We start from the raw sequence: 25,325 nt of genomic DNA, 5'->3' as shown, positions 1-25,325 counted from the left end.
GCTGTGGGCCCGCCGGGACGGTGATGCGAATGCCCCGTTGTCATGGTGTGCGGCTTCCCAGCCAGTAACCGGAAGGGACCCGCTCCTTGTCCGGCGTCCTGTTCGGTACCGGATGGGACACACGGGTTGTACGCGGCTTTCGATTCCGCAGGGGGCGGGCCCGCGCGGCCGACCGGCCCTGCCCGGCTACCAGTTGGTGAACGCCCCGTCCGCCGTGCGCAGGTGCGGGCGCTCGGCCGCCGCGGCCTGGTACCGGCGCGCCGCCTCCCGGTCGATGTCGACGCCGATGCCGGGCAGTTCGCTCAGCTCCACCCGCCCCGGCCCGATCGTCGGCCGCGCGGTGAAGAGGGCGGCGATGGCCGGATCGGGATCGGTCTGGTGCTCCTGGATCGCCACATTGGGGCAGGCGAGGTTGAGTTGGAGCGAGGAAGCGGCGGTGACCGGGCCGAGCGGGTTGTGGGTAGCGAGCTTGATGTGGTGGGTCTCCGCCATCGCCGCGATCTTCTTCGCCTCGGTCAGGCCCGCGGCCACCCCGACGTCCACGCGTGCGTAATCGATGAGGTCGTCCTCGATGAGTGTCCTGAACTCCCATTTGGAGCCGTACTGCTCACCTGCGGCCAGTGGTACGCCGGTGCGGGCCCGCAGCATGCGGTAGCTGTCCGGGTTCTCACAGCGCAGTGGGTCCTCGACGAAGTACGGGCGGGCCGCCTCGATCTCCCTGCACAGGGTCAGCGCCTCCGGCGGATCCAGGCGCGTATGGACGTCGAGGATCAGCTCCACCTCGTCGCCGACCGCGTCCCGCACCTGGTGGAAGAGGTCGACCGAGTCGCGCAGGCAGCGGCGGGCGTCGAGCGTGCCGTCGGCGTCGTGCGGCGAGGCGAACCGCAGATGACGCCAGCCCTCGGCGACCAGGTCGCGGCAGCGGTCCAGGAACCACGCGCGGTCGTGGTAGCCGTCGCCGACATGCACATAGGCGGGTATGTGATCACGCACCCGGCCGCCGAGGAGTTCATGCACCGGTACGCCGAGCGCCTTGCCGCGGATGTCCCAAAGCGCCACGTCCACCGCTGCGATGGCGGCGCCGAGTATGCGGTCGGCGGGGAAGAACCCGCGCCGGAACATCACCTGCCAGAGGTGCTCGATCCGTCGCGGGTCCTCGCCGACGATCAGCTCCGCGAGGTGCTCGAGACCGCCCGCGACCGCCCGCTGGCGTGACCTGATGCCGACCTCGCCCAGGCCGTGGATGCCCTCGTCGGTGTCGACCACGACCAGCATCATGCTGTCGCCGTGGTCGGGGAGAGTCAGCACTTCCAGGCCGGTGATCTTCATTCCACTCCTCTATGAAAACGTTCCCGCAATTTCAGCGCTGTTCTTGAGAACACATCATCGACAGCAGTCGAGTCGAAGCGCAAGACCCGTGCATCCAGAAGGTCTTCCTCGATGAAATAGTCCTGCCACACGTCTTGACATGCCATGGGAACGTTCGCAAACATCAACCGCATTCGCAGGATCCAGATGCGAGACGACCGGGGTCCCCCGGCTCAAGACGACGAGGAGGCCGTCCGTGGCAGTCACGATCCGGGAGGTGGCGAGCGCCGCGGGAGTCTCGGTGTCGACGGTGTCCCGTGCGTTCACCGCACCCGACCAGGTGCAGCCGACAACGCGGCAGCGCATCCTCGACGCCGCGGCCAAGCTCGGCTACTCCCCCAATCCGGCGGCCCGTTCACTGCGCGGCGGCGGCACCGGAACACTCGGCCTGATCGTCCCGGACATCGCCAACCCGTTCTTCCCGCCGATCATCAAGGCGATGCAGGCCCGCGCCCGGCACCTGGGCTACACGGTCCTGGTCGCCGACAGCGACGAGCGCGAGGCGGACGAGCTGGCCGCCATCGCGGCCGTATCGAAGCGGGTCGACGGCCTGATCCTGTGGGCCTCCACCCTCACCGAGGGCCGGCTCCATGAACTCGCGGGCCAGATGCCGCTGGTGGTGGTGAACCGTCATGTGCCGGGCATCCCCGAGGTCCGGATCTCACTGTCCGCCGGCATCGCACAGGCCGCCGAGCAGTTGAAGGCGTACGGCCATCGGCGCTGCGTCTTCATCAACGCGTCCCGCGCCGAGCTGAGCCGCGGCAAGTCCATCCAGGAGTCCTTCGAAGCGCTCGACCTCTCCCTGTCCGAGCTCGGCCCGTACGAGCCGCGGTTCGAGACGGGCGTGCATGCCGCCACACTCGTCGCCGCCCACGACGCGACGGCCGTGATCGCCCACAACGACCTGGTCGCCCTCGGCGTGCTGCACCAGATGGCCAACCTCGGCGTGAGCGTGCCGCGCGACGTCAGCGTCATCGGCATCGACGACACGCTGCTCGCCTCCGTCTCCACCCCCAGCCTCACCACGATCAGGATCGACCCCGAAGAGATCGCCACGCGCGCGGGGGACCTCCTGATCGAGACGATCGCGAACACAACAGGCCGTGCTGGACAAGGACGTGAAGTCACTTCCCCCTTCGTGGAGATCGGCTCCCGCCTGATCCCCCGCGCCTCGACGGGCCCCGCACCCGCCCACTGATCCACAGCGCACACCACCACAACGAGCAAAGCACCGCACGACGCCGCACCGAGCCCACTCCTGCCCTTCTTGGAGCCGTTATGCCCAGAAACTCCCGCTGCGCGGCCATACTTGGCTGCATGGCGCTGACCGCGACCCTCGCGGGCTGTTCCTCCCTCACCCCGAGCAGTGCCGGCGGGGACGGCGATCTCGTGCTGCGGGTGCAGGGCATGCCGCCGGCCACCGACAAGCCGGGGGTCGCCCTGTTCAAGAAGCAGGTGGCCGACTTCGAGAAGGCCAACCCGGGCATCAAGGTCAAGGGTTCGACCACGGTCTTCGACCCGCTGACCTTCTCTGCGAAGCTGTCCGGCGGCAATGTCGAGGACGTCATCAAGGTGCCGCTTACCGAGCCGCAGCGGCTCATCCAGCAGAAGCAGGTGCAGCCGATCACCGGGCAGCTCAAGGAGTGGAAGCACTTCAAGGAGTTCAACCCTCAGGTCCTCCAGCCGCTCACCGACAGCGCCGGCGACGTGTACGGCGTACCGCAGAATCCGTACGCCCAGGGCCTGGTCTACAACCGCGAGCTCTTCGAGAAGGCCGGCCTCGACCCGGACAGACCGCCGACCACCTGGGCGGAAGTCCGCACAGCCGCCAAGAGGATCAGCGACAGTACCGGCAAGGCGGGCTTCGTCCACGAGTCCAAGGACAACCAGGGCGGCTGGCAGCTGACGATGCTGTCGTACGCCTTCGGTGGCGAGCTGGAGCAGGAGCAGGGTGGCAAGTACACTGCCACGCTCACCGGGGAGCCGACGAAGAAGGGGTTGCGGCTGCTCAAGGACATGCGCTGGAAGGACGATTCGCTCGGCAAAACCCTGCTCAACAATCAGAACGACGTGATCAAGCAGTTCGCGGCCGGGCAGGTCGGCATGTTCATGGGCAGCCCGGGGACGTACCGACTGGCGAAGATGCAGTTCGGCATGGAGAACACCGACGCCTTCGGAGTCGCCCCGATGCCGCAGTCCGGCGGCGATGCGACACTCACCGGCGGCGACATCTACATGGTCCCGAAGTCCGCCGACAAGAAGCATGCGGCAGCGGCCGTCGAGTGGCTGACCTTCGCCTACGCCAAGCCGCAGTACAGCACCGACATCGCCGCCGAGCAGGCCAAGGCGCTCTCTGCCGACCCGAAGTCCGCGGTGGGCGTGCCTACGCTTCCGGTCTTCGACAAAAAACGGCAGACCGAGATCGACGCAGCGATCAAGCCGTACGTCAATGTGAAGCTGCAGAACTTCAAGCCGTACATCGACGGTCTCTCCACGCTGAACCTGAAGCCGGAGCCGCCCTACCAGGCGCAGAAGCTGTACACCGTGCTCGACCCGGTGGTCCAGGCTGTGCTCACCAAGCGCGACGCCGACATCGACTCCTTGCTGGCCTCGGCCGAGAAGGACGTCAATGCCAAGCTCGCCGCGGACCAGAAGTAGCCGGCCCATGGCCCTGCTCACTCCGTCCCGGCGCCCGGCCGCTGTGGCCAAGGAGCCCGTGCCGCAAACCCTGCCGCAGCGGCAGCGTGGCACCGGCTCCCGCAAACAGTTCACGGCCTGGCTGTTCCTCGTCCCCGCGCTGCTGGTCTTCGGCCTCTTTGCCTGGTGGCCGATCGTGCGCAGTCTGCTGCTCAGCTTCCAGAAGACCAACCTCGTCGAGCCCGCGGTCTGGGTCGGCCTGGACAACTTCCGTACCCTGTTCGACGATCCGCTGCTCGGCACCGCCGTCGGGAACACCCTGTTCTTCGTGGTCCTCGGCCTGCTGATCGGCTTCCCGGCGCCGCTGGTCCTGGCCGCGATCATGTCGACGGTGCGGGGCGGCGCGGGCGTCTACCGCTTCCTGGTGTATCTGCCGGTGGTCATCCCGCCAGTGGTGGCGATCCTGCTCTGGAAGTGGTTCTACGATCCCGGGAGCGGGCTCTTCAACAACGTCCTCGGCAAGGTCGGGCTCGGCCCGTACTCGTGGCTGGAGTCCTCCGACAGCGCCATGCTCTCGCTGGTCCTGGAGGCCACCTGGGCGGGCATGGGCGGCGCCGTCCTGATCTACCTCGCGGCGATGGTCGGGATCCCCGGCGAACTCTATGAGGCCGCCGAGGTGGACGGCGCCGGGATCTGGCGGCGGATCTGGCATGTGATGCTTCCCCAACTCCGTTCGGTCATCGGACTGTTGCTGCTCGTCCAGCTGATCAACACGGTGCAGGTCTTCACCGAGCCGTACGTCTTCACCGGCGGCGGACCGGAGAACTCCACCCTCACGGTCCTGCTGCTGATCTTCCGGTACGCCTTCCAGGACGGCGAGTACGGCCAGGCCGCCGCACTCTCGTTCCTGATGGTGCTCGCCCTCGCCCTGCTCTCCGCGGTGTATCTGCGGGCCACCCGCAGCTGGAGCACGTCATGACCACGCTCGCCACCTTCGTCTCCACCAACGACCGCCAACGCCCCGGCGTACGCGCCGCAGTGCGCTCCATCCAGGTGTTCACCCTGATCCTGCTGCTGCTCATCGGCATCGGACCGCTGTACTGGATGGTCAAGGGCGCGGTCTCGACGCCCACCGAGCTCACCACTCAGCCCCTGGCCCTCTGGCCGGACCGGCCGGCCCTGGGTAACTTCTCGGCGGCGTACACCGATCTGAGTGTCGGCCGCTATCTGATGAACACCTTCCTGGTGGTCGGCGGATCGTGGTTCGTGCAGCTCTTCGTCTCGGCCACGGCGGGCTTCGCCCTATCGGTGCTCAGGCCGAGGTTCGGCAAGGCCGTCTACGGGGCGATCCTCGCCACGATGTTCGTGCCGTACACGGTGAACATGGTCAGCCTCTTCATGACCGTGATCGATGTGCCGTTCCTCCATCTCAACCTGGGCGACACCTACTGGGCGATCTGGCTGCCGGCCGGCACGAACGCCTTCACGGTGCTACTCGCCAAGCAGTTCTTCGACGCCCTGCCGAAGGAGCTGTTCGACGCGGCGCGGGTCGACGGGGCAAGCACCTGGCAACTGCTCACCAAGATCGTGCTGCCCATGAGCAAGCCGGTGCTCGCCGTGATCAGTCTGCTCGCGGTGATGCACTCCTGGAAGGACTTCATCTGGCCGCTGGTGGCCATCACCGACCCCGAGAAGCAGCCGATCAGCGTCGCTCTCGCCCAGCTCGCCACGCAGGCTCCACAGGACCAGCTGATCGCCGCGATGGTGCTCGCCGTCGCCCCGCCGGTGCTCGTCTTCGTCGTCTGCCAGAAGTACATCGTCGCCGGGCTCGGCTTCACCGGAGTCAAGGGCTGAGTTCCACCGGAGCCAACGGCCGAGCCCTCAACTCCCCCACCACACCTTCCGCTTCGGAGCATCCGGAACACCCCGACCAAGAGAAGGGCACCTCCATGTCAGTCGCCCGCCGCAGATTCATCCAAGGCACGGCCGTCGCCACCGGCGCCGCACTGCTGCCGACCGTTCCCGCGTACGCCGCGGACCCGGTCACCATCGAGGCCGACGGCATCACCCTGGTCGGCCGTAGCGACGGCAGCGTCCTCGTGCAGGACGGTGCGGGCGCCGACCGCATCCTGCTCAACCACTTCATGATCAAGGACACCGCGCTCGGCCAGCAGCGCACCTTCGGCGGTACGCCCGCCCGGATCACGCTCCCCGACGGGCGGCCCGCGATTCAGGTCACGTACACGATGGCGAGCGGCGCGTCCGGAGTCACGGTGCGCGGCACCTTCGACGTCACCCCTCACAAGGCACACATGAAGTGGGAGGTCAGCGGCTCCAGCACGCTCACACCGGCCGGCTTCATGTTCTCCCGCACGGTGTACGAAGCGAGCGCGGCGGAGTCGTACGAAGCGCTGACCGTCTGGGAGCGGGACGCCCGAGGCGGCATTCCGTACGAGGTGAACGCGGGCGGCGCGTACGTGGAGACGTGGGCGGGATCGAAGGGCTTCTTCTGCCTTTCGTCCACCAACCCGGCGAGCACGAACGCCACATGGGTCCATTCCCCCGGCACCTCGACCGGCGCGAGCACCGCGGTCACCGAGGCCGATCTGGTCCTCGGCGATCTGCGGCCGCGCGGGGCGGGAGCGCTCGCTGCCAAGAGGCCCCTCGGCGTGGAGGTGTGGACCGACCAGCCGTTCAACCTCTACAAGGCGGCCGGGCAGACGATGACGCTCAAGGCACAGGTCGTCAACGGCTCCACCGCGGCCAGGACGGTGACACTCACCTGGTGGGCGCGGGACTTCGGCGGCAGGAAGATCGCCGGTGGAACGCTCTCCAGGAGCCTCGCGGCGGGCACCGCCTGGAACGCCTCCTTCCCCCTGACCTCGCCCTCGCAGAACATCGTGTTCACCGAGGTGGAGGCGGTCAGCGGCAAGGACAAGGCGCTGGCCCGCACGAATCTGAGCGTGCTCCCGGAGTTCGCGTACAAGGCGGGCAAGGAGTCGATGTTCGGCCTCGCCAACTACCCCTGGCTACTCAAGCCCGGCAAGGACGCAGTACTCGGGCTGGTCAGGACGCTCGGCATCAAGTGGATCCGCATCGCCTACGCGGGTGCCCCGGGCATCGACATCGCGACTCTGGACGCGAACGGCATCGGGCACAACGTGGAGCTGAGCGGCATCCCCGTGGGCGGTAGTCCGGAGCAGATCGCGGCCTGGGCCGACACGAACGTCGCCAAGGCTCTGGACGCCCAGGCCGCGTACTTCGAGGTGAGCAACGAGGTCAACCAGCCCTGGATGTCGGGCCGCGGCGCCGACGCCTACGTCCGTGACGGTCTGCGCCAGGTCACCACGCGCCTCGACGCGGCGGGCTCGCGGATGAAGGTCATGAACGCCGGCCTCGGCGGCATGGACTACGTATGGACCAAGAACTTCCATGACGCGGGCGGCTGGGACCTCATCGACGCCTTCGCCTTCCACCCCGGTCGCGGCAACTTCACGCCCGACTTCGCGCCGCCGCCCGAGGAGTGGACGCAGGGGTCGTCCGGCTCGTACTGGAACTTCCTCGGCGCACTGCGCAAAGCGAACCAGGTCCTGGAGGAGTACGGCGGCGACAAGGAGTTGTGGCTCACCGAGGCGTACGCACCGACCCGGCCCAACGCGTGGTGGAGCGACACCTACCGGCACGCCGCCGAGAACACGCTGCTCACGCTCGCTCTCGCCAAGTCCGAGAAGGTACGCGCCGTCAACTGGTACCAGTTGCACGACTCGGTGATCCACCACCCCCAGGAGGCCGACCCGGCCAACCCCGAGTACCACTACGGCCTGACGAACCGCGACACCAGCGCCAAGCCCTCGCTCCTCGCCTTCGCGACCGCCGCCCGGGTCCTGGACGAGGCCGAGTTCGTCCGGCATCTCGCCTTCGCGGACCAGGACATCAAGGGGCTCCTCTTCACCACTCCCGGCGGACCGGTGTCGATCATCTGGAGCCGCAAGGACGGATACATCCTCAACTCCGATCACGGCGAGGATCCTTGGTACGCATCGCCCGAGCCATGGATCGACACCTGGACGACCAAGACCGAGGTCGTGGCCCAATCGGAGACTGTCAACGGCAGAGTGCGGGAGCTGAACTGCATCGGCCAGGAGCGCTCGCTGAAAGCCTCCAGAGGCAAGATCACCCTGACCCTCGACGGCGCCCCGCGCATCTACTACGGTCTCGCCGCCAATCCCGACTGGAAGTAAGTGACGTACGACATGAGGAATGAAACCGCACAGCACGACATCACCGTCGTCGGCGGCGGCCTGGCCGGGGTCTGCGCGGCGATCGCCGCGGCCCGGCTCGGCCGGAGCGTCGCGCTGATCAACAACAGGCCGGTGCTCGGCGGCAACGCGAGCAGCGAGGTCCGGGTCTGGGTGTGCGGAGCGACCGGCCACGGCAAGAATCACCATGCCCGTGAGGGCGGCATCATGGGCGAGTTGCTCGTGGAGAACCAGTTCCGCAACCCAGACGGGAACCCCTATTACTGGGATGCCGTGGTCCTGGACGCCGTACGCGCCGAGCCCGGCATCACGCTCTACCTCAACACCGACGTGCGCGAGGTCGACGCCGAAGGTCCGGACGAGGCCCGGCGGATCACCTCGGTCACCGGCTGGATGATGGGCTCGGAGCGGCGGATACGTTTCGAGAGCTCGCTCTTCCTCGACTGCACGGGAGACGGCCTGATCGGCCACCTGGCGGGCGCCCACCACCGCATCGGCCGGGAATCGCGCGCCGAGTACGACGAGGCATGGGCTCCGGAGACGGCCGACGACATCACTCTGGGCTCAACTCTCCTCTTCTATACGAAGGATGCCGGTCACCCGGTCAAATTCGTGCCGCCCAACTTCGCCAAGGACATCACCCGGACCTCCATCCCGCAGCGCCGCATCATCAAGGCGGGCGACAACGGCTGTGCGTACTGGTGGATCGAGTTCGGCGGCGAGCTCGACACCGTCCACGACAACGAACGCATCCGCGACGAGCTGTGGTCGGTGATCCACGGCATCTGGGACCACATCAAGAACTCCGGCGAGTTCGACGCGGCGAACATGACCCTGGAGTGGGTGGGCTCGGTCCCCGGTAAACGGGAGTACCGGCGCTTCCTCGGCGACTACGTCCTGCACCAGGGCGACATCCTCGGCCAGACCGAGTTCGCCGACCGGGTCGCTTTCGGCGGCTGGTCGATCGACCTGCATCCGCCGCAGGGCATGTTCGCCACCGAGGCAGGGGCCAGACAGCTCTACGCGGACGGCATTTACCACATTCCGTACCGCAGCCTCTACTCGGTGAACACCGAGAACCTGCTCTTCGCCGGGCGCAACATCTCCGCCAGCCATGTCGCCTTCGGCTCGACCCGCGTCATGGCGACCTGCGCCACGATCGGACAGGCGGCCGGCACGGCGGCGGCGCTCTGCGCCACCGGAGATGTCACCCCGCGCGAACTCCCCGTACCCGAGCTGCACCGGGCGCTGCTGCGCCAGGATGCCTCGCTCATCGGCCTCGCCTCGACGGACCCGGAGGACCTGGCCCTGCGAGCGACGGCCACGGCATCGTCCACCTTGAGCAGCCTGGCAGTCGAGGACTCCGACGAGCTATGGCCGCTCGCGGCGGACGCCGGACTCGTCCTCCCCGCTGCCCCGGACCTCTCCGGGGTGGAACTGCTCGTCGACGCCGACCGCGACACCGAGATCGTGATCGATCTGTACGACCCCGAACTTGGCCAGAACTACGTCCCGCGCCGCCTCGTCACCTCCACCACCCTGCCCGTCGCCGCCGGTGCCCGGCAGTGGCTCAAGACGGGCCTGGACTGGTCTCCCGAAACCCCGCGCAACGCCTTCCTGGTAGTCCGCGCCAACGACGCCCTCGCTCTGCACCGCTCCGACCGCCCGACCCCCGGCGTCCTGTGCTTCACGCGCGTCCCGCTGCGCCCGTCGGACGAATCGCCGCAGCCGCTGCGCGAGTGGACGGACATGGGTCTGCTGCGCCGCACCTTCTGCCTCCGTACGGGGGAGACCGCCGCCTACTCCCCCGCCAAGGCCACCGACGGCTATGCCCGCCCGTACGCGGGACCGCACATGTGGGTCTCCGCACCACTGGCGGACGTCCCTTCCCCCTGGCTCGAGTTGGCCTGGCCCGAACCGGTCACCCTCGGCCGGATCGAGGTCATCGCCGACGACGACGTCAACGAGGACCTGATCAACCTGCACCACCACCGCACGCCCTTCGACACCCTCCCCACCCTCCTTCGCGACTACCGCGTCGAGGCACTGGATACTGACGGCGCCTGGCGCGTCATCGCCCGTGCGGCGCAGAATCGGCGGCGACGCGAGACGCACACGCCGGCGGAGCCGGTCACCACATCGGCGATCCGGATCGTCGTCGAAGCCACCAACGGCGCGGCGTCGGCGCACGTCGTCGCCGTGCGCGCCTACGAGTAGAAGCACCGACGCAGGAGAGTGACTGAATGGTCGAAAGAGCGATGGTCACCGGGGCCGCCGGGCGGATCGGGCGAGCGGTCCTCGCGCTGCTCGCCGAGCGCGGGATCGAGGCGAACGCCTTGGTCCTCGATGATCCCGGTGATCTCGCGGCGCGCCTGGTCGTGACCGGTGACGCGGCCGACGCGAAGACCGTGCGGGCGGCTCTGGAGGGCGCCGACGCGGTCATCCACCTGGCGGCGATCCCGACTCCCGAGCGCAACACCGCATGTGAGGTCTTCGCGGGCAACAGCCTCTCCACCTTCACCGTCCTGGAGGAGGCCGGCCGGGCCGGGATCCGGCATGCGGCGGTGGCAAGTTCCTGGGGTGTCACGGGCCTGCCCTGGACGGACGTCGAGGATCCGCATCCGCCGTACGCACCGGTCGATGAGGCGATGGCCTCCCAGGTTGCCGACCCTTACGGTCTGTCCAAACAGGTCGACGAGCTGACAGCGCAGATGATGGCGCGGCGGCACGGGATGAGCGTGGTGTGCCTGCGCTATCCGTACGTGGGCGGATTCGAGGAACGGCTGCACGCCCACGCCGACCGGCTCACGGCCGACCCGGCCGCGGGGGCAAGGGACCTGTGGACGTACCTAGAGGTCCATGACGCGGCGCGGGCCGCGCTGCTGGCCTTGGACGTACCCGGTCGTGCGGCGCACGCGGTACACCTCTGCGCCCCCGAGATCATCGTGCCGTACCCGACGGAGGAACTGCTGCGCCGCTATCACCCCACCACCGTGCTGCGGCGCCCGCTGCCGGGTCGCGCGGCGCCGGTCGACACCTCGGCCGCGCGCAGACTGCTGGGGTTCACGGCACAGAATCTCCTCGGTCACGGGGCGGTTCCGCCGAGTTGAGCTCACGACGGCCGCCGAACCTTCGCAGATGGGAGAGAACAGGACGTTTCCCGAGTCCGAGTGACGTACCGAGTGACATCCACGACGACTCCACCAACACGGCACCCGGCCGCCGTTCTTACTCGGATCTTGTTCCGCACGCCAATGAACCGAGTTCGGTCCGCACGCCGGCCTGCTGTGACGATCAGGGACAGCGGGCGGCAGCGGCCGTCGCCACCCGCGAGGCGTTGGTCGAGGCGCTGGCGACCTGGGCGACCGAGCGGTTCCGCCAGGCCGTGGAGGCCGGTCGCCCGCTCACCTCCCCGCCGCTGGTTTCCCTGCACCAGGTGACCGCCAACGTCCTTCAGGTGAAGATCGGCTGGAGCTTCGCGATGAGCCGGGCCGCTCCGTCCGACCCCGAGGCGGCGCGAGTGCACGCCGACGTCTTGGCCCAGTGCGATCAGCTCTTCCGCCGCGCGCAGGAGGCCGGCCTCGTGTCTGCGGGCACCGACCTGGAGTGGGCCCGCCGGGTCTACTACGCCCTGATCCGCGAGGCATCCGAAGAAGGGCGGGAGGTCGTCGACATCGGCGCCGTCGACCAACTGGCCGCACGTCTGGATTCGAACCGGTGAGCGGGTCCTGGGGCCGCCGGGCTCACGACCGCCGCAGCCGCGCCCGGCCCGCCGCGAGCACCGCGCCGACCTCCCGCAGCCGGAGCGGCCGGGCCAACGACGCCACCGCGAGCAGGAGGACGACGGTTCCCGCCCCCACCGCGGCAAAGTCCCCGAACCCGGCGCAGGCACGAGCGGCCAGGTACCCCAGCAGCCCGGCGGGCACACTCGCCACCACCAGCCGGACCTGTGCCCACAGCCCCGGCGACCGCAGCAGCGAAGGCCGGGCGGCGCCGCTGCCGGAGATCCTGCGGTGCAGCACGTACGCGGTGACGCCGAAGCCCACGAACAGCGCCACGGAGTACGCCCCGGCCATCCCCGTCACGGCCCAGCGGACCGGCAGCAGCAGATACGCGGCGACGCAGAGCCCGGCGTTGAGCGCGGCAATCACCAGGTTGAGGAGGAACGGGGTGCGGGTGTCGCTCATCGCGTAGAACGCGCGGGAGAGTACGTACTGCCCGGAGTAGGCGATCAGTCCGGGCGCGAACGCCATCATCATCCCCGCCATCACCGTGATGTCCGCGCCGCCCGTGCGCCCGTATCCGTACACGGCCCCGATCACCCACGGTGCCAGCGCGAACAGCACGGCCACCGCGGGCACCACGACCGCGGCCGAGGTGCGCAGGGCGTACGAGACATCGCGTCGCACCCCCGCCAGGTCGTCGTCGGCCGCCGCCCGGCTCATCCGGGGCATCAGCGCCGTGACGAGCGAGACGGTCACGATGCCGTGCGGCACCACCCACAGCTGAAAGGCGTAGCTGTACGCGGTGTAGCCCACACCGCCCGGCACATGCTGTTCGACGGCGTGCTGACCGGTGGCGGTGGAGAGCCGGGTGACCACCCAGTAGGCGATCTGGTTGGTCAGCACGAGCATGACGAGCCACCCGGCCGCGCGCAGCGGCCGGGTGAGTCCGCTGCCCCGCCAGTCGAACCGCGGCCGCCAGCGGAACCGCGCGGCGCGCAGCGCGGGCACCAGGGCAAGGGTCTGCACGGCGATCCCGGCGGTGGTCCCCCAGCCGAGCCACCGGGCCTGCGCCGGGGTCAACGTCCCGTCGGAGCCTGCCGCGACGGTGAGATAGATGCCGAACACCGCGATGATCACCACGTTGTTGAGGACGGGGGTCCACATCATCGCGCCGAACCGGTCGCGGGCGTTGAGCACTTGACCGAGCAGCGTGAACAGTCCGTAGAAGAGGATCTGCGGCAGGCAGTAGCGGGCCAGGGCGATGGTGAGTTCGGCCTGTTCGCCGTGGTAGTCGGGGGCGTAGACCGAGACGATCCACGGTGCGCCGACGACCGTGATCGCGGTGAGGGCGAGGAGCCCGATCGTGCAGAGGGTGAGCAGCCGGTCGGTGTACGCGGCTCCACCGTCGGCGTGGTTCCTGGCGGCCCGTACGAGTTCCGGGACGAAGACGGCGTTGAGCGCACCGCCGATGAGCAGCGTGTAGAGGATGTTGGGCACGGTGTTGGCGACGGTGTACCCGTCCGCCTGGAGTCCGGTGCCGAGCGCGGCGACGACGACGGCCGAGCGTACGAAGCCGGTCGCCCGGGAGACGATGGAGCCGGACGCCATGACCGCCCCGCTGTGCAGCACCGAACCGGACGTGCGCCCTGCGGCCTTCGCCGAGCTCGCCTCGGTGGCCGTCATCGGCGTGCCAGGTAGGCCTGGAACGCCCGGTACAAGGTGTTGTTGGCGGCTCCGCCCACCGATGTCTCCCACTCTCCGAGAGTCTCGACGACCTGACCACCGGTGCCGAGCTTCCAGCGCAGCAGCCCGAAGGGACGGTCGTCGGGGTCAAGGGTGGAGGGTACCCCGCGCATGTCGTGCATATCGGCACCGAGCCCATGGGCGTCGAGCATCATCTTCCACTGCAGCGCGTTGCTGGGCCGTACCTCGCGCCGGTGGTCGACGGAGGCGCCGGTCTGGTACCAGACACGTCGACCGGTGCTGATCATGGTGTGGGCGGCCAGGATCTCGCCCTGGTGGACGGCCAGATAGAGCTTCATACGGCCGGGGTGTTCGGCGTTGAGTACGGCGTACTGCTGCTGGTAATAGGCGAGGGGGCTGCCGAGCCGGAAGCCGTCGCGCTCCTCGGTGATCCGCAGCAGCCGGTGGAATTCGGGGAGTTCGGCCGCGCCGCCGATGACGATCCGCACCCCGGCCTTCTGCGCTCTGCGGACATTGCGGCGCCACTCCTGATTGAGCCCCGACCACAGGTCGTCGGGGGTCCGTCCGGCGAGCGGCACTTGGAAGACGTAGCGCGGCTGCGCGTCGGCGTCCTCTCCCCCGTCGCCGCCGCAACGGCGCCAGCCGCGGGCCCGGAGCCGATCGGCGACGGCCGTACCGAGCGGATCCACCTCGGTCGCGAGTACGTCGCCGACCTTGCGGCCGGGGCCGGTGGCGGCTTTGAGGCGGGCGGTGTCCCAGCGGCGGTACGCCGGTGAGGGGCCGATCCGTACGGCGAAGGCTCCGGAATTGCGCAGGTGCGCCATGAGCGGCCGCAGCCACCGGTCGACGTCGGGATCGGCCCAGTCGGCGACCGGACCTTGTGGCAGATACGCGAAGTACTTTCGGGTGCCGGGGAATTGCCGGTAGAGCACCAGCGCGGCTCCGGTCAGTTCGCCGGAGTCGCCGTGCCAGCCGACCATTTCGGAGGCCCATTGGTCCTTCACCGGGGCCCAGGACGGATATTGCAGAAAGCTCGCGTCCGCACGGGTGGAGACGAAGGCCCGGTGCTCGACGGCGGTCAGGCCGCGTATTCGCAGCTCGTGGTCATGGCCGCGGTCTCCGGTCGCGCGCAGCGCTGACATGTTCGTGGCCCTCCCTGGTCCGCCCCGCTGTCGGTTCCGGGGGCTGCGCAGGATGCTCACAGCGGTCCATGACGGAGCCGAGCGGCGGATGTGACCGAATGATGACCGTTGCGCTGCGACCCATGTCACATAGAGGATTTCCCAGCTTTTGGTTGATTTGTGGAACCTATCGTCGGGTGCATGCCTCTCCACCGGTGAGAAGCAAGGCCTTGGAGGTATTTCCGTTGTTCTCCGCACCTCGGCGCATACGCCGTACCGCCCCGTTCGTCCGCCCGGTCCGGCTCACCCTGATCGCCGGTACCGCGGTGCTCGGCGCCACGCTCACCGCCTGTTCCGGTGCCTCGGCGTCGGACTCGGACAAGGGGGCGGCCGGGGTCGCACCGGCGCACGACACCAAGATCTCGGTGAACCTCCAGGGCACCCGTGCCACCCCCGGGAAGCCGGTGGAGGTGACCCTCGGTGCCGGAAAGCTGAAGGCGGTCACGGTGAGCGCAGCCGAGGGGGACGCGCTCACCGGCCGAATATCCGCCGACGGCAGGACCTGGACGTCGGACCGGCCCGCCGCGCCCGGCACCACGTACGGCGTCGAGGCGAAGGACACCGAGGGCGGCAGTGACAAGGCCCGCTTCACCACCGCCGGGGCCGACAAGGTCAACAAGCTGACACTGGCGCCCGGCAAGAACACCACGGTCGGCATCGCCCAGCCCCTGTCGATCGTCTTCGACAACCCGGTGAAGGACCGGGCCGCGGTCGAGAAGGCCCTGAAGGTCTCCACCTCGAACAACACCGAGGGCTCCTGGGGCTGGCTGCAGGACTACTCCGGCAGGGACCGCGTCGACTGGCGCCCCAAGGAGTACTGGAAGTCCGGTACGAAGGTCACGCTCGACGCCGACCTCAACGGCATCGACTCCGGCCCGTCCGGCGGCTGGTTCGTCCGCGACTACCGGACCACCTTCACCATCGGCACCAACCAGGTGGTGAAGGTCGACCTCGACCGTCACCGGCTGGCGCTGAAGCGGGACGGGAAGACCGTCATGGACGTGCCCATGTCCGCCGGCACCCCGGGCGGCGAGAAGGCGTCCTGGCGCGGCACGGCCGTGCTGATGGCCAAGGAGGGCACGATCAACATGCGCTCCGAGACGGTCGGTCTCGGCGACGCCTACGACAAGATGGTCGACTCGTCGATGCGGCTGACCTGGTCGGGGATGTACGCCCACGCGGCGCCGTGGAACGCCGCCTACTTCGGGGTGGCCAACCACAGTTCGGGCTGTGTCGGCATGAGCGACGCCAACGCCGGCGCGCTGTACCAGCAGGTGCGGGTCGGCGACCCGTTCGAGATCACCGGCGCCGATGCCAAGGGCACGGTCGCGGAGGGCAATGGGTACGGGGCGTGGAACGTGGCCTGGTCCGACTGGCAGGCGAAGAGCGCACTGAAGTGACCCGCTGACCCCCGTCGCGCCGGTGGCAACCGCCGCAGAAGAGCGGCCCTCCGCCGTGCATCTCCACGACGAAGGGCCGCTCTCGGCACGCTGGTCAGTAACGCCCCCTATACCTTCCGCGGACGGACGCCGGGGCCCGGCCGTTCCCCCGCGGACCCGGAGCTGTTCTCCGCTGCCCGTGGTGTCCCGGCCGGTCGCCGGCCCGCCCTGGTGATCGACCCGCTGGACGCCGAGCGCAGCCCGGTCGGCTCGCAGCTGACCTTCTCCTCGCCCCCGGCGGACCCGTCGTACGGGACCACCGCATCACGCGAGAAGTGATCACCGGCTGCTGCCGGACGGGCACTGCTCCTCAAAGACCGCTTCGCAGCGGGTCCCGGCTACTGCACTCCCGGCAGCAGCGTTCCTGGTTCGGCCGGCGCGACCTCCACGGCCTTCGTCTTCGGATTGCGCCGCTCCTGCTTGGCCACCCAGGTCGCGAACCAGGAGAGCAGCATGCACATCCCGATGTAGATCGGCGAGATCACCATCACCACGGGGATGAAGGGAAGATCGTAGTCGAGGTTGGACGCGATGAGCTTGCCCGCGTGGAGGAATTCCTCGTAGGTGATCAGGTAGCCGAGCGAGGTGTCCTTCAACGCGACCACCAACTGGCTGATGATCGTGGGCAGCATGGCGCGCACCGCCTGCGGGGCCAGTACGAACGTGGTGACCTGCGTCTTGCGCATCCCGAGGGCGTACGCGGCCTCGCGCTGGCCGCGCTCCACCGAGTTGATCCCGGTACGGAACACCTCGGCGAGCACCGAGCCGTTGTAGAGCGTCAGGCCGGTGACCAGCGCGGGCAGGGGCTGCACCTTCAGGGCCACGAAGATGAAGAAGATCATCACCAGTACGGGCATGGCCCGGAAGAACTCGACCAGAAGCGTCGAGAGCCGGCGCACGGCCCGGTGGTCGGAGAGCCGGCCGACGGCGAGCACCGCCCCGAGCACGAGGGAGAACACCGCGGCGAGCGCGAATGCCTTGAGGGTGTTACCCAGTCCGCGCAGCAGCAGCTCCTGGATGCCCTTGTATGCGAAGGGCGTCCATTTGGCGCCGGCGAACTGTCCGGTGTCGACGAGCAGATAGACGATCCAGCCCAACAGGGCGAGGATCAGTACCGTCGCCGCGAACCCGTACAGGCGGTGACGCCTGCGGGTGACGGGGCCCGGGATGTCGTAGAGCGCGGTGGCGGAGGGCGCGGTGCGGGTGGTCATCGGGCGACTCCCCAGCGCTTCTCCATCACGTTGAAGAGCGCACTGATGGACAGGGTGATGATCAGGTAGCCGACGGCGATCCAGACGAAGGTCCAGATGATGCTGTAACCCAGCTCGTTGAGGGTCTTGTAGGTGCCGAGCAGCTCGGTCACGCTGAAGGCCCCGGCGATCGCCGAGTTCTTGGCGAGGGCGATCAGCGTCGACCCGATCGGCGGGATCACCGTACGGAATGCCTGTGGCAGCACGATGCTGTTCAGCGTCTGACCGAACGTCATGCCGAGGCTGCGGGCCGCCTCGCCCTGCCCCCTCGGCACCGTGTTGATGCCGGAGCGCAGTGCCTCACAGATGAACGCGGAGGTGTAGCAGCCGAGCGCGAGGACCGCGAAGACCTTGAACGGAAGAACCAGTCCGAAGCGCGGCAGTCCGAGCAGGACGGCGAAGAAGAGCAGCGTCAGCGGGGTGTTGCGCAGCACCATGACCCAGACCGTGCCGAGCATCCGGAGCGAGCCGACGGGTGCCACCCGGCAGGAGGCCATGACGAAGCCGAGGAGCAGGGCCAGGATCGAGGAGTAGACGGTCAGCTCGACCGTGCCGAGGAAGCCCTTGCCGTAGAGCGAGAAGTTCTCTGTGAGTACGTCCATGGTCGATGCCCGCCCTCTCAGGTCGCCGGGTAGCGGTCGATGGGCGGCGGGGTCGGCGCGGGCGCTCCGGACAGACCGAGTGTCGCCTCGAACGCCTTCTTCCAGTTGCCGTTCTTCTGGTTGGCCTCCAGGGCGTCATCGAGGGCGAACCGCAAGACGTTGTCGCTGCGCGGGACACCGATTCCGTACGGCTCCTCGGAGAAGGGCTTGCCCACCACCTTCATCTCCCCGGGCGCCTTCGCGGCGAAGCCCAGCAGGATCGCGTCATCGGTGGTCACGGCGTCGACCTGGTAGGTGAGCAGGTTGTCGACGCAGATCGAGTACGTGTCGTACGAGACCAGGATCGCCTTCGGGTAGTCGGCGGCGATGCGCTGGTACGGGGTCGAACCCGCCGCCGAGCAGACCGTCCTGCCGTCCAGGTCCTGCGGTCCGTTGATGTCGTGCTCGTCCGTGCGGACGAGCAGCGACTGCCCGGCCATGAAGTAGGGCCCGGCGAAGCCGACGAGCCTCTTGCGCAGGGCGTTGATGGTGTAGGTGCCGACGTAGTAGTCGATCTGGCCGTTCTGCAGTGCCGTCTCGCGGTTGGCGGAGGCGATGGTCCGGAAGCGGATCGTCTTCGGGTCGAAGCCGAGCGAGGCCGCCAGCATCTTGGCGATCTCGATGTCGAAGCCGGAGTAGACGCCGGTGGCCGGGTCCTTCTCGCCGAGGTAGGGCTGGTCCTCCTTGGCCCCGACCCGCAGGTATCCGCGCTTCTTCGCCTTCGTCCAGGTCGGTGATCCGGGCAGACGGAAGGCGGTGTCGACCTTGTACACGGGCAGTTGTTCGGGCTTCGGCCCCTTCACTGACGGGCTGCCCTCCTTGCCGCATCCGGCGACGAGGACGGCGAGCAGAAGAGCGGCGCAGGCGGCCAGAACTTTTCTCGTACGCAACACGGAGCCCCCGTCAGTGCTTCAGGATCTTGGACAGGAAGTCCTTGGCGCGGTCGCTCTCCGGGGCGGTGAAGAACGCCTCGGGAGTGCGGTCCTCGATGACGCGCCCGTCGGCCATGAAGATCACGCGGTTGGCGGCGGAGCGGGCGAAGCCCATCTCGTGCGTGACGACGACCATGGTCATGCCGTCCCGGGCGAGTTGCTGCATGACCTCCAGCACCTCGTTGATCATTTCCGGGTCGAGTGCCGAAGTCGGCTCGTCGAAGAGGAGCGCCTTGGGATCCATGGCGAGGGCGCGGGCGATGGCCACGCGCTGCTGCTGGCCGCCGGAGAGCTGGGCGGGGAACTTGTCGGCCTGCGAGACGAGTCCGACCCGCTCCAGCAGCTCCCGCGAACGCCGGTCGGCCTCGTCCTTCTTCCGCTTGCGGACCTTGAGCTGGGCGAGCGAGACGTTGTCCAGCACGGTCTTGTGCGCGAACAGGTTGAACGACTGGAAGACCATGCCCACTTCGGCCCGGAGCTCGGCCAGCCCCTTGCCCTCCTCGGGGAGAGGTCTGCCGTCGATCGCGATGTGCCCGGACTCGATCGTCTCAAGCCGGTTGATGGTCCGGCAGAGCGTCGACTTGCCGGAGCCCGAGGGGCCGATGACCACGACCACCTCCCCGCGACCGACGGTGAGATTGATGTCCCGCAGTACGTGCAACTGCCCGTAGAACTTGTTGACGTCCCGCAGCTCGATCAAAGGATCGACGGCCATACCCTGCCCCACCCACTTGTCGCTATGTCGAGGTCAGCGCAAACTATCCAGCGCGAAAAGGGACTTCGCCTACGACACGCACAAATGGGGCATAAGCCGTCTTATTTGGTTTTAGTGAGAGTCCTACCCCTCGGCCGATTCCGAGTACACCTGCGAGAGCTCGGGGCTGCCCGCCATCGCCCAGTCCAGCCCGGCCTCGACCACATCGATCTCCCGCCCCGAGGCGAGCCGCACCACGGGCTGCCCGCTCGGCCAGATGTTCCAGACCGCACCAGGGACATTGCGCACCAGAACCGTGCCGAGGTAGAGCCCCGCGTCGTTGCCCAGCCAGGGCAGCTCCTCGGGATCGTCGCGCCAGCGCGGCGGCAACTGGTCGAGAGCCGCCAACGAGTCCGGGGTGTCGTCGAGTTCGAGCCCCCGTTGCCCTGCCCGGACACGCAGCAGCTCGCACTCGGCAAGCAGCTCGGCCACGCCCTCGGGATCGGCCGCGACGGCGGCGGCGAGCTCCGCCCCTCGCGTACCGTCGTGGCGCTTACGCCAGTTGTCCAAGAAAGGGATGTTCATACCACTCAGGGTCGCATCCCGGGCGTGGTACGCACCACAGGGCGCGCGGTTATCGTTCGAGTGCTGAACCGGACGCGGCCCGGTCCGGATGTTCCGGCTGCCGCCGCTCCGGCGGAAAAGGGGTGGAGGCGAGGGCGGCCGGGCTGGTAGCTTCGCGATCGTGTCCAACCCCGAGTCCGACAGAGACTAGCCACCGGTCCGCCGGTGGCTGATCCGCTGTCGCGTCGATCCCGCCCGGTCGTGTACCGGTGAAGGAACCGCTTCCGCCCGGCTGCCGCCGCAGGATCACCTCGGTGTGGGCTGCGCATTCCCCGTATGCGCCGGCGCGCTGATTCTCCGGCCCGGCGCCTGCCGAGTTGTCGAGTCCCGTCCATGAACACCCCGGACGTTCCGCCGTGTTGCCGCCCCTCCTGACGGGCGGGCGCGGCCCACACCCCCTGCATGGTCCATCCAACGCCGTCCATGGGGTTCCTTCATGCCTTTCGCCGTGTACGCACTCGGGCTCGCCGTCTTCGCCCAGGGCACATCCGAGTTCATGCTGTCCGGTCTGGTCACGGACATCGCCGCCGACCTCCACGTATCGATTCCGGCCGCCGGGCTGCTGACCTCGGCCTTCGCAATCGGGATGGTCGTCGGGGCACCGCTGATGGCGCTCTTCAGCCGTAACTGGCCGCGCCGCCGCGCCCTGTTGTTCTTCCTCTGTGTCTTCAGCGCCGTCCATGTCCTCGGCGCACTCACCCCCGGCTACGGGGTGCTCCTGGCGACGCGGGTCGCCGGGGCGCTGGCGAATGCCGGTTTCTGGGCCGTGGCCCTGGTGACCGCGGTCTCCATGGTGGCGCCCGAGGCCCGGGCACGCGCCACGTCCGTGGTCGTCGGGGGCGTCACCATCGCCTGCGTGGCCGGAGTGCCCGCCGGTGCGGCGCTGGGTGAGCAGTGGGGGTGGCGGTCGGCGTTCTGGGCCGTGGCGCTGGTCTCCGTACCGGCCGTCGTCGTGATCGCCAGGACGATTCCGGGGACCCGGCCGAAGGCCGCCCCGGCGCGCGCCCGCGTCGAGCTGCGGGCCCTGGCCCGTCCGCGGCTGCTGCTCACGCTGCTGACGAGCGCCCTCGTGCAGGGCGCGACCTTCTGTGCGTTCTCCTACGTCGAACCGCTCGCCACCCGGGTCACCGGACTCGATGCCGGCTGGGTGCCCGTTCTGCTCGCGCTGTTCGGCCTGGGCTCGTTCGTCGGGGTCACCGTCGCCGGCCGGGTCGTCGACGCACGGCCCCGCGCATTCACCGCGGCCGGTCTGGTCGCGCTCACCGTCGGCTGGACCGGGCTCGCGCTGAGCGCGGAGAACCCGTTCGCGACGGTCGCGCTCGTCGCGGTCCAGGGGATGCTCGCGTTCGGCACCGGGACGGCGCTGATCTCGTGGGTGTTCCGGCTGGCGGCCGACGCGCCGACCCTGTCCGGCTCGTTCGCCACATCCGCGTTCAATGTGGGCGGCGCGCTCGGCCCCTGGTTCGGCGGGCTCGCGATCGGTGCGGGATTCGGCTTCCGCTCACCACTGTGGGTGAGCGTGCTGCTGATGGTTCTGGCGCTGGGCACCGCCTGGGCGTCGCTGGGCATGCGCCGGGCCGCCGGCCGGCGGAGCCCGGACCGCGTTCCCGCGGTCCGGGAGCAGAGTGGATGAAGCCCCGCCCGGCGCTGAACGGGCGGGGCTGTCCTGGTCACAGCAAGCAGCCAGCAAGCGGGATAAGGACATCGACCACGGTATCGGCGACCACTGACAACGACGGATCGCCCGAGGCGTCAGACGTCGAGATCCACGACCACCGGGGCATGGTCCGACGCGCCCTTGCCCTTGCGCTCCTCGCGGTCCACGTAGCTGTCCGTGACCGCCGCGACGAAGGGCGCGTTACCGTAGACGAGGTCGATCCGCATGCCCTTGTTCTTCGGGAAGCGCAGCTCCCGGTAGTCCCAGAAGGTGTACGGGCGGTCGTACTTGAGCGGGCGCGGCATGACGTCGGACAGCCCCTCCCGGCGCAGTGCGGCGAGGGCCGCGCGCTCGGCGGGGGTGACATGGGTGGCGCCCTCGAAGAGCGCCGGATCCCAGACGTCCTCATCGGTCGGGGCCACGTTGAAGTCGCCCAGGACCGCGAACGGCCGCGTGCCCGCGGCGTCCGCCGCGACGGCCTTCTGCAGGGCCTCGAACCAGCGCAGCTTGTACGCGTAGTGCGGGTGCTCGATCTCGCGGCCGTTGGGCACGTACACCGACCAGACGCGGACCGGACCGCAGGTCGCGGAGATCGCCCGGGGCTCCTGCGCGCCCTCGTACTCGGGGCTGCCGGGCAGGCCCTCGACGACGTCGGACAGGCCGGCCCGGGAGACCAGCGCGACCCCGTTCCACCGGCCCGTGGCGTGGACCGCGGACTCGTAGCCGAGCTCGCGGAGCGCGTCCGCCGGGAACTGTTCGGCGGCGCACTTGGTCTCCTGGATGCACAGCACATCCGTGCCGGAGCTCTCCAGCCAGGCCAGCAGTCTCGGGAGCCGGGCGGTGATCGAATTGACGTTCCAGGTGGCGATGCGCATGTACGTAAACCTAGCCGCTGCCACTGACAGCCGCCGGACCGGCCGGGGTCACAGGCCGGTCGAGTCCCCCGGGGCCAGACGGCCGTGGTCGGTGCCGCCGAGACTGCCGATCTGGTTGTCGTAGATCGGGCGGGCCAGGTCGGTGAGGAGCGCGTCGTGGATGTCGATGGCGCGGCGCGGCTTGACCTCGCGTACGTAGTCGATGACCTCGGAGATCTTGTTCCAGGGGGCCATCACCGGGAGCATCAGGGTGTCGACCGGCCGGTCGGGGACGGTGAGCGCGTCGCCCGGGTGGAAGAGCGAACCGTCCACCAGGAACCCGATGTTGGTGATCCGCGGGATGTCCGGGTGGATCACCGCGTGCAGCTCGCCGTGCACCTGTACGTCGAAGCCCGCCGCGGAGAAGGTGTCCCCGTGGCCGACGGTGTGGACGCGGCCGGGGAAGGCCGCGGACAGCCGGTCGGCGACGCTGCGCAGGGTCCAGATCTCGGCGGCCGGATTGGCCTCCAGACCGGCGCGCAGCCGCCCCTCGTCGAAGTGGTCGGGGTGCTCGTGCGTCACCAGGATCGCGTCGGCGCCGACGGCGGCGTCCTGCTCCGAGAAGGCGCCCGGGTCGATGACGAGTGTCCGCCCGTCCCTCTCCAGACGGATGCAGGAGTGCGTCTTCTTGGTCAGTGTCAGGTGCATGGGGTTCGCAGCGTTCATAGGCCCATCCTGCTACGGACGGAGCCTCGTTTCTTCCTGAATCACGGTCTGGGCGATCGAGAACGCGGCGCTCGCGGCCGGCACACCGCAGTACACGGCGGTCTGCATCAGCACCTCCTTGATCTCGGCCGGGGTGAGGCCGTTGCGCAGTGCGGCCATGACGTGCGCGGCCAGGCTCTCCAGACGGCCGGCGGCGACCAGCGCGGTGAGCGTGACGCAGCTGCGGGTGCGGCGGTCCAGGCCCTCCCGGGTCCACACCTCGCCCCATGTGTAGCGCGTGACGAGCTCCTGGAAGTCGCCGGTGAAGTCGTCGGAGGCGGCCAGGGCGCGGTCCACATGGGCGTCACCGAGCACCTCGCGGCGCACCTTCATGCCGGGCTCGTACCGGTCTGCGCGTCCGGTGGTGCCGGTCTCCGGCCGCGCGGTGGCGGCGGTGATCTCGGCGACGGGCAGCACGGGGGTGGAGAGCTGCGGAGTGAACGGCGGGACGGGGATGGCGGCGAGGGTGTCCTGCCAGGCCGTGGAGAAGTGGGTGAGGAGCAGATCGGTGACGGCTCCGGGCTGCTCGACCGGGGCGAAGTGGGAGGCGCCGGGGACGAGGGCCAGCCGGGCGTCCGGTATGCCCGCGACCAGGGTGCGGGCGTCGCCGGGCCCGGTGACCCGGTCCTCGGCGCCGACCAGGACGAGGGTCGGGACGGTGATGCGGCCGAGGTCGCCGCGGATGTCGAAGGCGGCGAGGGCTTCGCAGGCGGCGATGTAGCAGCCGGGGTCGGTGGTGCGGACCATCTGGACGGCCCACTCGACGATGGCGGGCTGCGCGGCGGCGAAGCCCGGGGTGAACCAGCGCTCCGGCGCGCTGCGGGCCATCGGTTCCAGCCCGTTGGTGCGGACGACCACGCCGCGCTGGCGGAATTCGTCGGCGCTGCCGAACCGGGGCGAGGCGGCGATCAGGGCGAGCGAAGCGACCCGGTGCGGGTGGCGCAGCGCGAGGTCGGCGCCGATCGCGCCGCCGAGGGAGCAGCCCGCGTACCCGAAGCGCTGGACCCCGAGCCCGTCGAGGGTGGCCAGCAGCCGGTCGGCTAGTTCGGTAACGGCGGAAGCGGGGTGGGCGGGGGCGCCTCCGTGGCCGGGAAGGTCGAAACGCAGGACCCGCCAGTGCTGGGTGAGCTCCGGTATCTGCCGGTCCCACATGTGCCATGTAGCACCGAGGAAGGTCCCCATGACGAGGACCGGTGCGTCTTCTGGCCCGTCAAAGCGGTATTGCAGGGTTTCAGTCGTCGTCTCACTCACCCGCCCACGCTCCCACATCTCACAACAGCCCCTATGACGGGGTCACGATCGCATGGCCCTGACCAGGTGGAACACCTCGCGGGCAGCGTAACGCTTGAGGCACCGGACGATTTCGCGCCGGGTCTTGCCCTGCTTGATGCGGCGCTCGCGGTATTCCTGGGTGCGCGGGTCACAGCGCAGGCGGGTCTGCACGATCCGGTGCAGAGCGGCGTTGGCCCGCCGGTCGCCGCCGCGGTTGAGGCGACGGTACTGCCTCGCGCCCGGGGTTCGCTCGAGCAGAGTCACGGCCGTGTCCGGGCCGATGCCCACCACAGCGAGTAGCTGCGGTGCGTGGCGTTCCGCAA

At 69.1% G+C, this 25,325-nt stretch carries 21 protein-coding genes and 2 pseudogenes; 11 read left to right on the top strand and 12 right to left on the bottom strand.

The annotated features are described in order from the left end of the window. Positions 1–186 precede the first annotated feature (186 nt). On the bottom strand, positions 187–1,329 hold the full coding sequence (locus OG936_RS30060) for a mandelate racemase/muconate lactonizing enzyme family protein (protein WP_406498957.1): 1,143 nt from the start codon (positions 1,327–1,329) through the stop codon (positions 187–189). Positions 1,330–1,564: 235 nt separating this feature from the next. Here OG936_RS30060 and OG936_RS30055 point away from each other — a divergent pair, with 235 nt between their 5' ends. The 8 genes from OG936_RS30055 (at position 1,565) to OG936_RS30020 (ending at position 11,985) form a co-directional block, all read left to right on the top strand. Further along, positions 1,565–2,566 (top strand): LacI family DNA-binding transcriptional regulator, encoded by a 1,002-nt coding sequence (locus tag OG936_RS30055; RefSeq protein WP_383755265.1) that lies wholly within the window; start codon positions 1,565–1,567, stop codon positions 2,564–2,566. A gap of 119 nt (positions 2,567–2,685) precedes the next feature. Then, complete coding sequence (locus tag OG936_RS30050; RefSeq protein WP_406498955.1) at positions 2,686–4,026, top strand: ABC transporter substrate-binding protein; 1,341 nt, start codon at positions 2,686–2,688, stop codon at positions 4,024–4,026. Between the two features lie 7 nt (positions 4,027–4,033). Then, the gene (locus OG936_RS30045; protein WP_406498953.1) at positions 4,034–4,984 is read left to right on the top strand and encodes a carbohydrate ABC transporter permease; all 951 of its coding nucleotides are present in this window, start codon (positions 4,034–4,036) and stop codon (positions 4,982–4,984) included. Then, positions 4,981–5,859: a carbohydrate ABC transporter permease gene (locus tag OG936_RS30040; protein WP_406498951.1), complete on the top strand. Its 879-nt coding sequence runs from the start codon at positions 4,981–4,983 to the stop codon at positions 5,857–5,859. Before OG936_RS30045 ends, OG936_RS30040 begins: the two co-directional genes overlap by 4 nt. 95 nt (positions 5,860–5,954) lie before the next feature. Continuing rightward, a complete protein-coding gene (locus OG936_RS30035; RefSeq protein ID WP_406498950.1) occupies positions 5,955–8,246 on the top strand; it encodes a hypothetical protein in 2,292 nt (763 codons plus the stop codon). A 12-nt stretch (positions 8,247–8,258) separates the two neighbouring features. Further along, a complete protein-coding gene (locus OG936_RS30030; protein ID WP_406498948.1) occupies positions 8,259–10,481 on the top strand; it encodes an FAD-dependent oxidoreductase in 2,223 nt (740 codons plus the stop codon). A gap of 26 nt (positions 10,482–10,507) precedes the next feature. Beyond that, positions 10,508–11,374, top strand: coding sequence for an NAD-dependent epimerase/dehydratase family protein (locus OG936_RS30025; RefSeq protein ID WP_406498947.1), 867 nt, complete (start codon positions 10,508–10,510; stop codon positions 11,372–11,374). Between the two features lie 227 nt (positions 11,375–11,601). Next, complete coding sequence (locus OG936_RS30020; protein ID WP_406498945.1) at positions 11,602–11,985, top strand: hypothetical protein; 384 nt, start codon at positions 11,602–11,604, stop codon at positions 11,983–11,985. A 22-nt stretch (positions 11,986–12,007) separates the two neighbouring features. Here OG936_RS30020 and murJ read toward each other — a convergent pair whose 3' ends face one another. Both murJ and OG936_RS30010 read right to left on the bottom strand, forming a co-directional pair. Continuing rightward, positions 12,008–13,672 carry a murein biosynthesis integral membrane protein MurJ gene (gene murJ / locus OG936_RS30015; protein ID WP_406498943.1) on the bottom strand — a complete coding sequence of 555 codons (1,665 nt, stop codon included), beginning with the start codon at positions 13,670–13,672 and terminating at the stop codon, positions 12,008–12,010. Then, positions 13,669–14,835: a lipid II:glycine glycyltransferase FemX gene (locus OG936_RS30010; RefSeq protein ID WP_406498942.1), complete on the bottom strand. Its 1,167-nt coding sequence runs from the start codon at positions 14,833–14,835 to the stop codon at positions 13,669–13,671. Before OG936_RS30010 ends, murJ begins: the two co-directional genes overlap by 4 nt. A gap of 224 nt (positions 14,836–15,059) precedes the next feature. Between OG936_RS30010 and OG936_RS30005 the strand changes: the two genes are divergently transcribed. Beyond that, on the top strand, positions 15,060–16,274 hold the full coding sequence (locus OG936_RS30005) for an Ig-like domain-containing protein (protein WP_406498940.1): 1,215 nt from the start codon (positions 15,060–15,062) through the stop codon (positions 16,272–16,274). Between the two features lie 81 nt (positions 16,275–16,355). After that, positions 16,356–16,592 (top strand): annotated as a pseudogene (locus OG936_RS30000) (acyl esterase); the annotation flags it as partial. A gap of 59 nt (positions 16,593–16,651) precedes the next feature. Here OG936_RS30000 and OG936_RS29995 read toward each other — a convergent pair. The 5 genes from OG936_RS29995 to OG936_RS29975 form a co-directional block, all read right to left on the bottom strand. After that, entirely contained in the window at positions 16,652–17,524 is an 873-nt protein-coding gene (locus tag OG936_RS29995) for an amino acid ABC transporter permease (RefSeq protein WP_406498938.1), read from the bottom strand. After that, the gene (locus OG936_RS29990; RefSeq protein WP_383761941.1) at positions 17,521–18,165 is read right to left on the bottom strand and encodes an amino acid ABC transporter permease; all 645 of its coding nucleotides are present in this window, start codon (positions 18,163–18,165) and stop codon (positions 17,521–17,523) included. Before OG936_RS29990 ends, OG936_RS29995 begins: the two co-directional genes overlap by 4 nt. 17 nt (positions 18,166–18,182) lie before the next feature. Beyond that, a complete protein-coding gene (locus OG936_RS29985; RefSeq protein ID WP_406500662.1) occupies positions 18,183–19,094 on the bottom strand; it encodes a glutamate ABC transporter substrate-binding protein in 912 nt (303 codons plus the stop codon). 13 nt (positions 19,095–19,107) lie between these two features. Next, entirely contained in the window at positions 19,108–19,851 is a 744-nt protein-coding gene (locus OG936_RS29980; protein WP_383761939.1) for an amino acid ABC transporter ATP-binding protein, read from the bottom strand. 123 nt (positions 19,852–19,974) lie between these two features. Next, positions 19,975–20,415: a DUF6278 family protein gene (locus OG936_RS29975; RefSeq protein ID WP_406498936.1), complete on the bottom strand. Its 441-nt coding sequence runs from the start codon at positions 20,413–20,415 to the stop codon at positions 19,975–19,977. Positions 20,416–20,890: 475 nt separating this feature from the next. Between OG936_RS29975 and OG936_RS29970 the strand changes: the two genes are divergently transcribed. Further along, positions 20,891–22,087, top strand: a complete 1,197-nt coding sequence (locus OG936_RS29970; protein WP_406498934.1) for a Cmx/CmrA family chloramphenicol efflux MFS transporter — start codon at positions 20,891–20,893, stop codon at positions 22,085–22,087. Between the two features lie 119 nt (positions 22,088–22,206). On the opposite strand, the gene OG936_RS29965 is transcribed toward OG936_RS29970, so the two are convergent. From OG936_RS29965 to OG936_RS29950, 4 genes and pseudogenes are all read right to left on the bottom strand, one after another. Continuing rightward, positions 22,207–22,986 (bottom strand): exodeoxyribonuclease III, encoded by a 780-nt coding sequence (locus tag OG936_RS29965; RefSeq protein WP_406498932.1) that lies wholly within the window; start codon positions 22,984–22,986, stop codon positions 22,207–22,209. Positions 22,987–23,034: 48 nt separating this feature from the next. Further along, complete coding sequence (locus tag OG936_RS29960; RefSeq protein ID WP_406498931.1) at positions 23,035–23,691, bottom strand: MBL fold metallo-hydrolase; 657 nt, start codon at positions 23,689–23,691, stop codon at positions 23,035–23,037. A 12-nt stretch (positions 23,692–23,703) separates the two neighbouring features. Further along, on the bottom strand, positions 23,704–24,999 hold the full coding sequence (pcaC, locus tag OG936_RS29955) for a 4-carboxymuconolactone decarboxylase (RefSeq protein ID WP_406498929.1): 1,296 nt from the start codon (positions 24,997–24,999) through the stop codon (positions 23,704–23,706). A gap of 24 nt (positions 25,000–25,023) precedes the next feature. Next, positions 25,024–25,227 (bottom strand): annotated as a pseudogene (locus OG936_RS29950) (IS110 family transposase); the annotation flags it as partial. Positions 25,228–25,325: the final 98 nt, after the last annotated feature.

It is taken from the genome of Streptomyces sp. NBC_00846 (genome assembly GCF_045207325.1).
In the GTDB taxonomy this organism is placed as follows: Bacteria; Actinomycetota; Actinomycetes; order Streptomycetales; family Streptomycetaceae; genus Streptomyces.
The sequence above is the reverse complement of the archived record's forward strand: the minus strand, read 5'-3'. Positions and strand labels throughout refer to the sequence as shown.

Bases quoted from the DNA above. Each gene is read 5' to 3' on its own strand.
- OG936_RS30060 (WP_406498957.1), bottom strand. From the start codon at position 1,329: ATGAAGATCACCGGCCTGGAAGTGCTGACTCTCCCCGACCACGGCGAC.
- OG936_RS30050 (WP_406498955.1), top strand. From the start codon at position 2,686: ATGGCGCTGACCGCGACCCTCGCGGGCTGTTCCTCCCTCACCCCGAGC.
- OG936_RS30045 (WP_406498953.1), top strand. From the start codon at position 4,034: ATGGCCCTGCTCACTCCGTCCCGGCGCCCGGCCGCTGTGGCCAAGGAG.
- OG936_RS30040 (WP_406498951.1), top strand. From the start codon at position 4,981: ATGACCACGCTCGCCACCTTCGTCTCCACCAACGACCGCCAACGCCCC.
- OG936_RS30035 (WP_406498950.1), top strand. From the start codon at position 5,955: ATGTCAGTCGCCCGCCGCAGATTCATCCAAGGCACGGCCGTCGCCACC.
- OG936_RS30030 (WP_406498948.1), top strand. From the start codon at position 8,259: ATGAGGAATGAAACCGCACAGCACGACATCACCGTCGTCGGCGGCGGC.
- OG936_RS30025 (WP_406498947.1), top strand. From the start codon at position 10,508: ATGGTCGAAAGAGCGATGGTCACCGGGGCCGCCGGGCGGATCGGGCGA.
- murJ (WP_406498943.1), bottom strand. From the start codon at position 13,672: ATGACGGCCACCGAGGCGAGCTCGGCGAAGGCCGCAGGGCGCACGTCC.
- OG936_RS30010 (WP_406498942.1), bottom strand. From the start codon at position 14,835: ATGTCAGCGCTGCGCGCGACCGGAGACCGCGGCCATGACCACGAGCTG.
- OG936_RS29995 (WP_406498938.1), bottom strand. From the start codon at position 17,524: ATGACCACCCGCACCGCGCCCTCCGCCACCGCGCTCTACGACATCCCG.
- OG936_RS29990 (WP_383761941.1), bottom strand. From the start codon at position 18,165: ATGGACGTACTCACAGAGAACTTCTCGCTCTACGGCAAGGGCTTCCTC.
- OG936_RS29980 (WP_383761939.1), bottom strand. From the start codon at position 19,851: ATGGCCGTCGATCCTTTGATCGAGCTGCGGGACGTCAACAAGTTCTAC.
- OG936_RS29975 (WP_406498936.1), bottom strand. From the start codon at position 20,415: ATGAACATCCCTTTCTTGGACAACTGGCGTAAGCGCCACGACGGTACG.
- OG936_RS29970 (WP_406498934.1), top strand. From the start codon at position 20,891: ATGCCTTTCGCCGTGTACGCACTCGGGCTCGCCGTCTTCGCCCAGGGC.
- OG936_RS29965 (WP_406498932.1), bottom strand. From the start codon at position 22,986: ATGCGCATCGCCACCTGGAACGTCAATTCGATCACCGCCCGGCTCCCG.
- OG936_RS29960 (WP_406498931.1), bottom strand. From the start codon at position 23,691: ATGAACGCTGCGAACCCCATGCACCTGACACTGACCAAGAAGACGCAC.
- pcaC (WP_406498929.1), bottom strand. From the start codon at position 24,999: ATGTGGGAGCGTGGGCGGGTGAGTGAGACGACGACTGAAACCCTGCAA.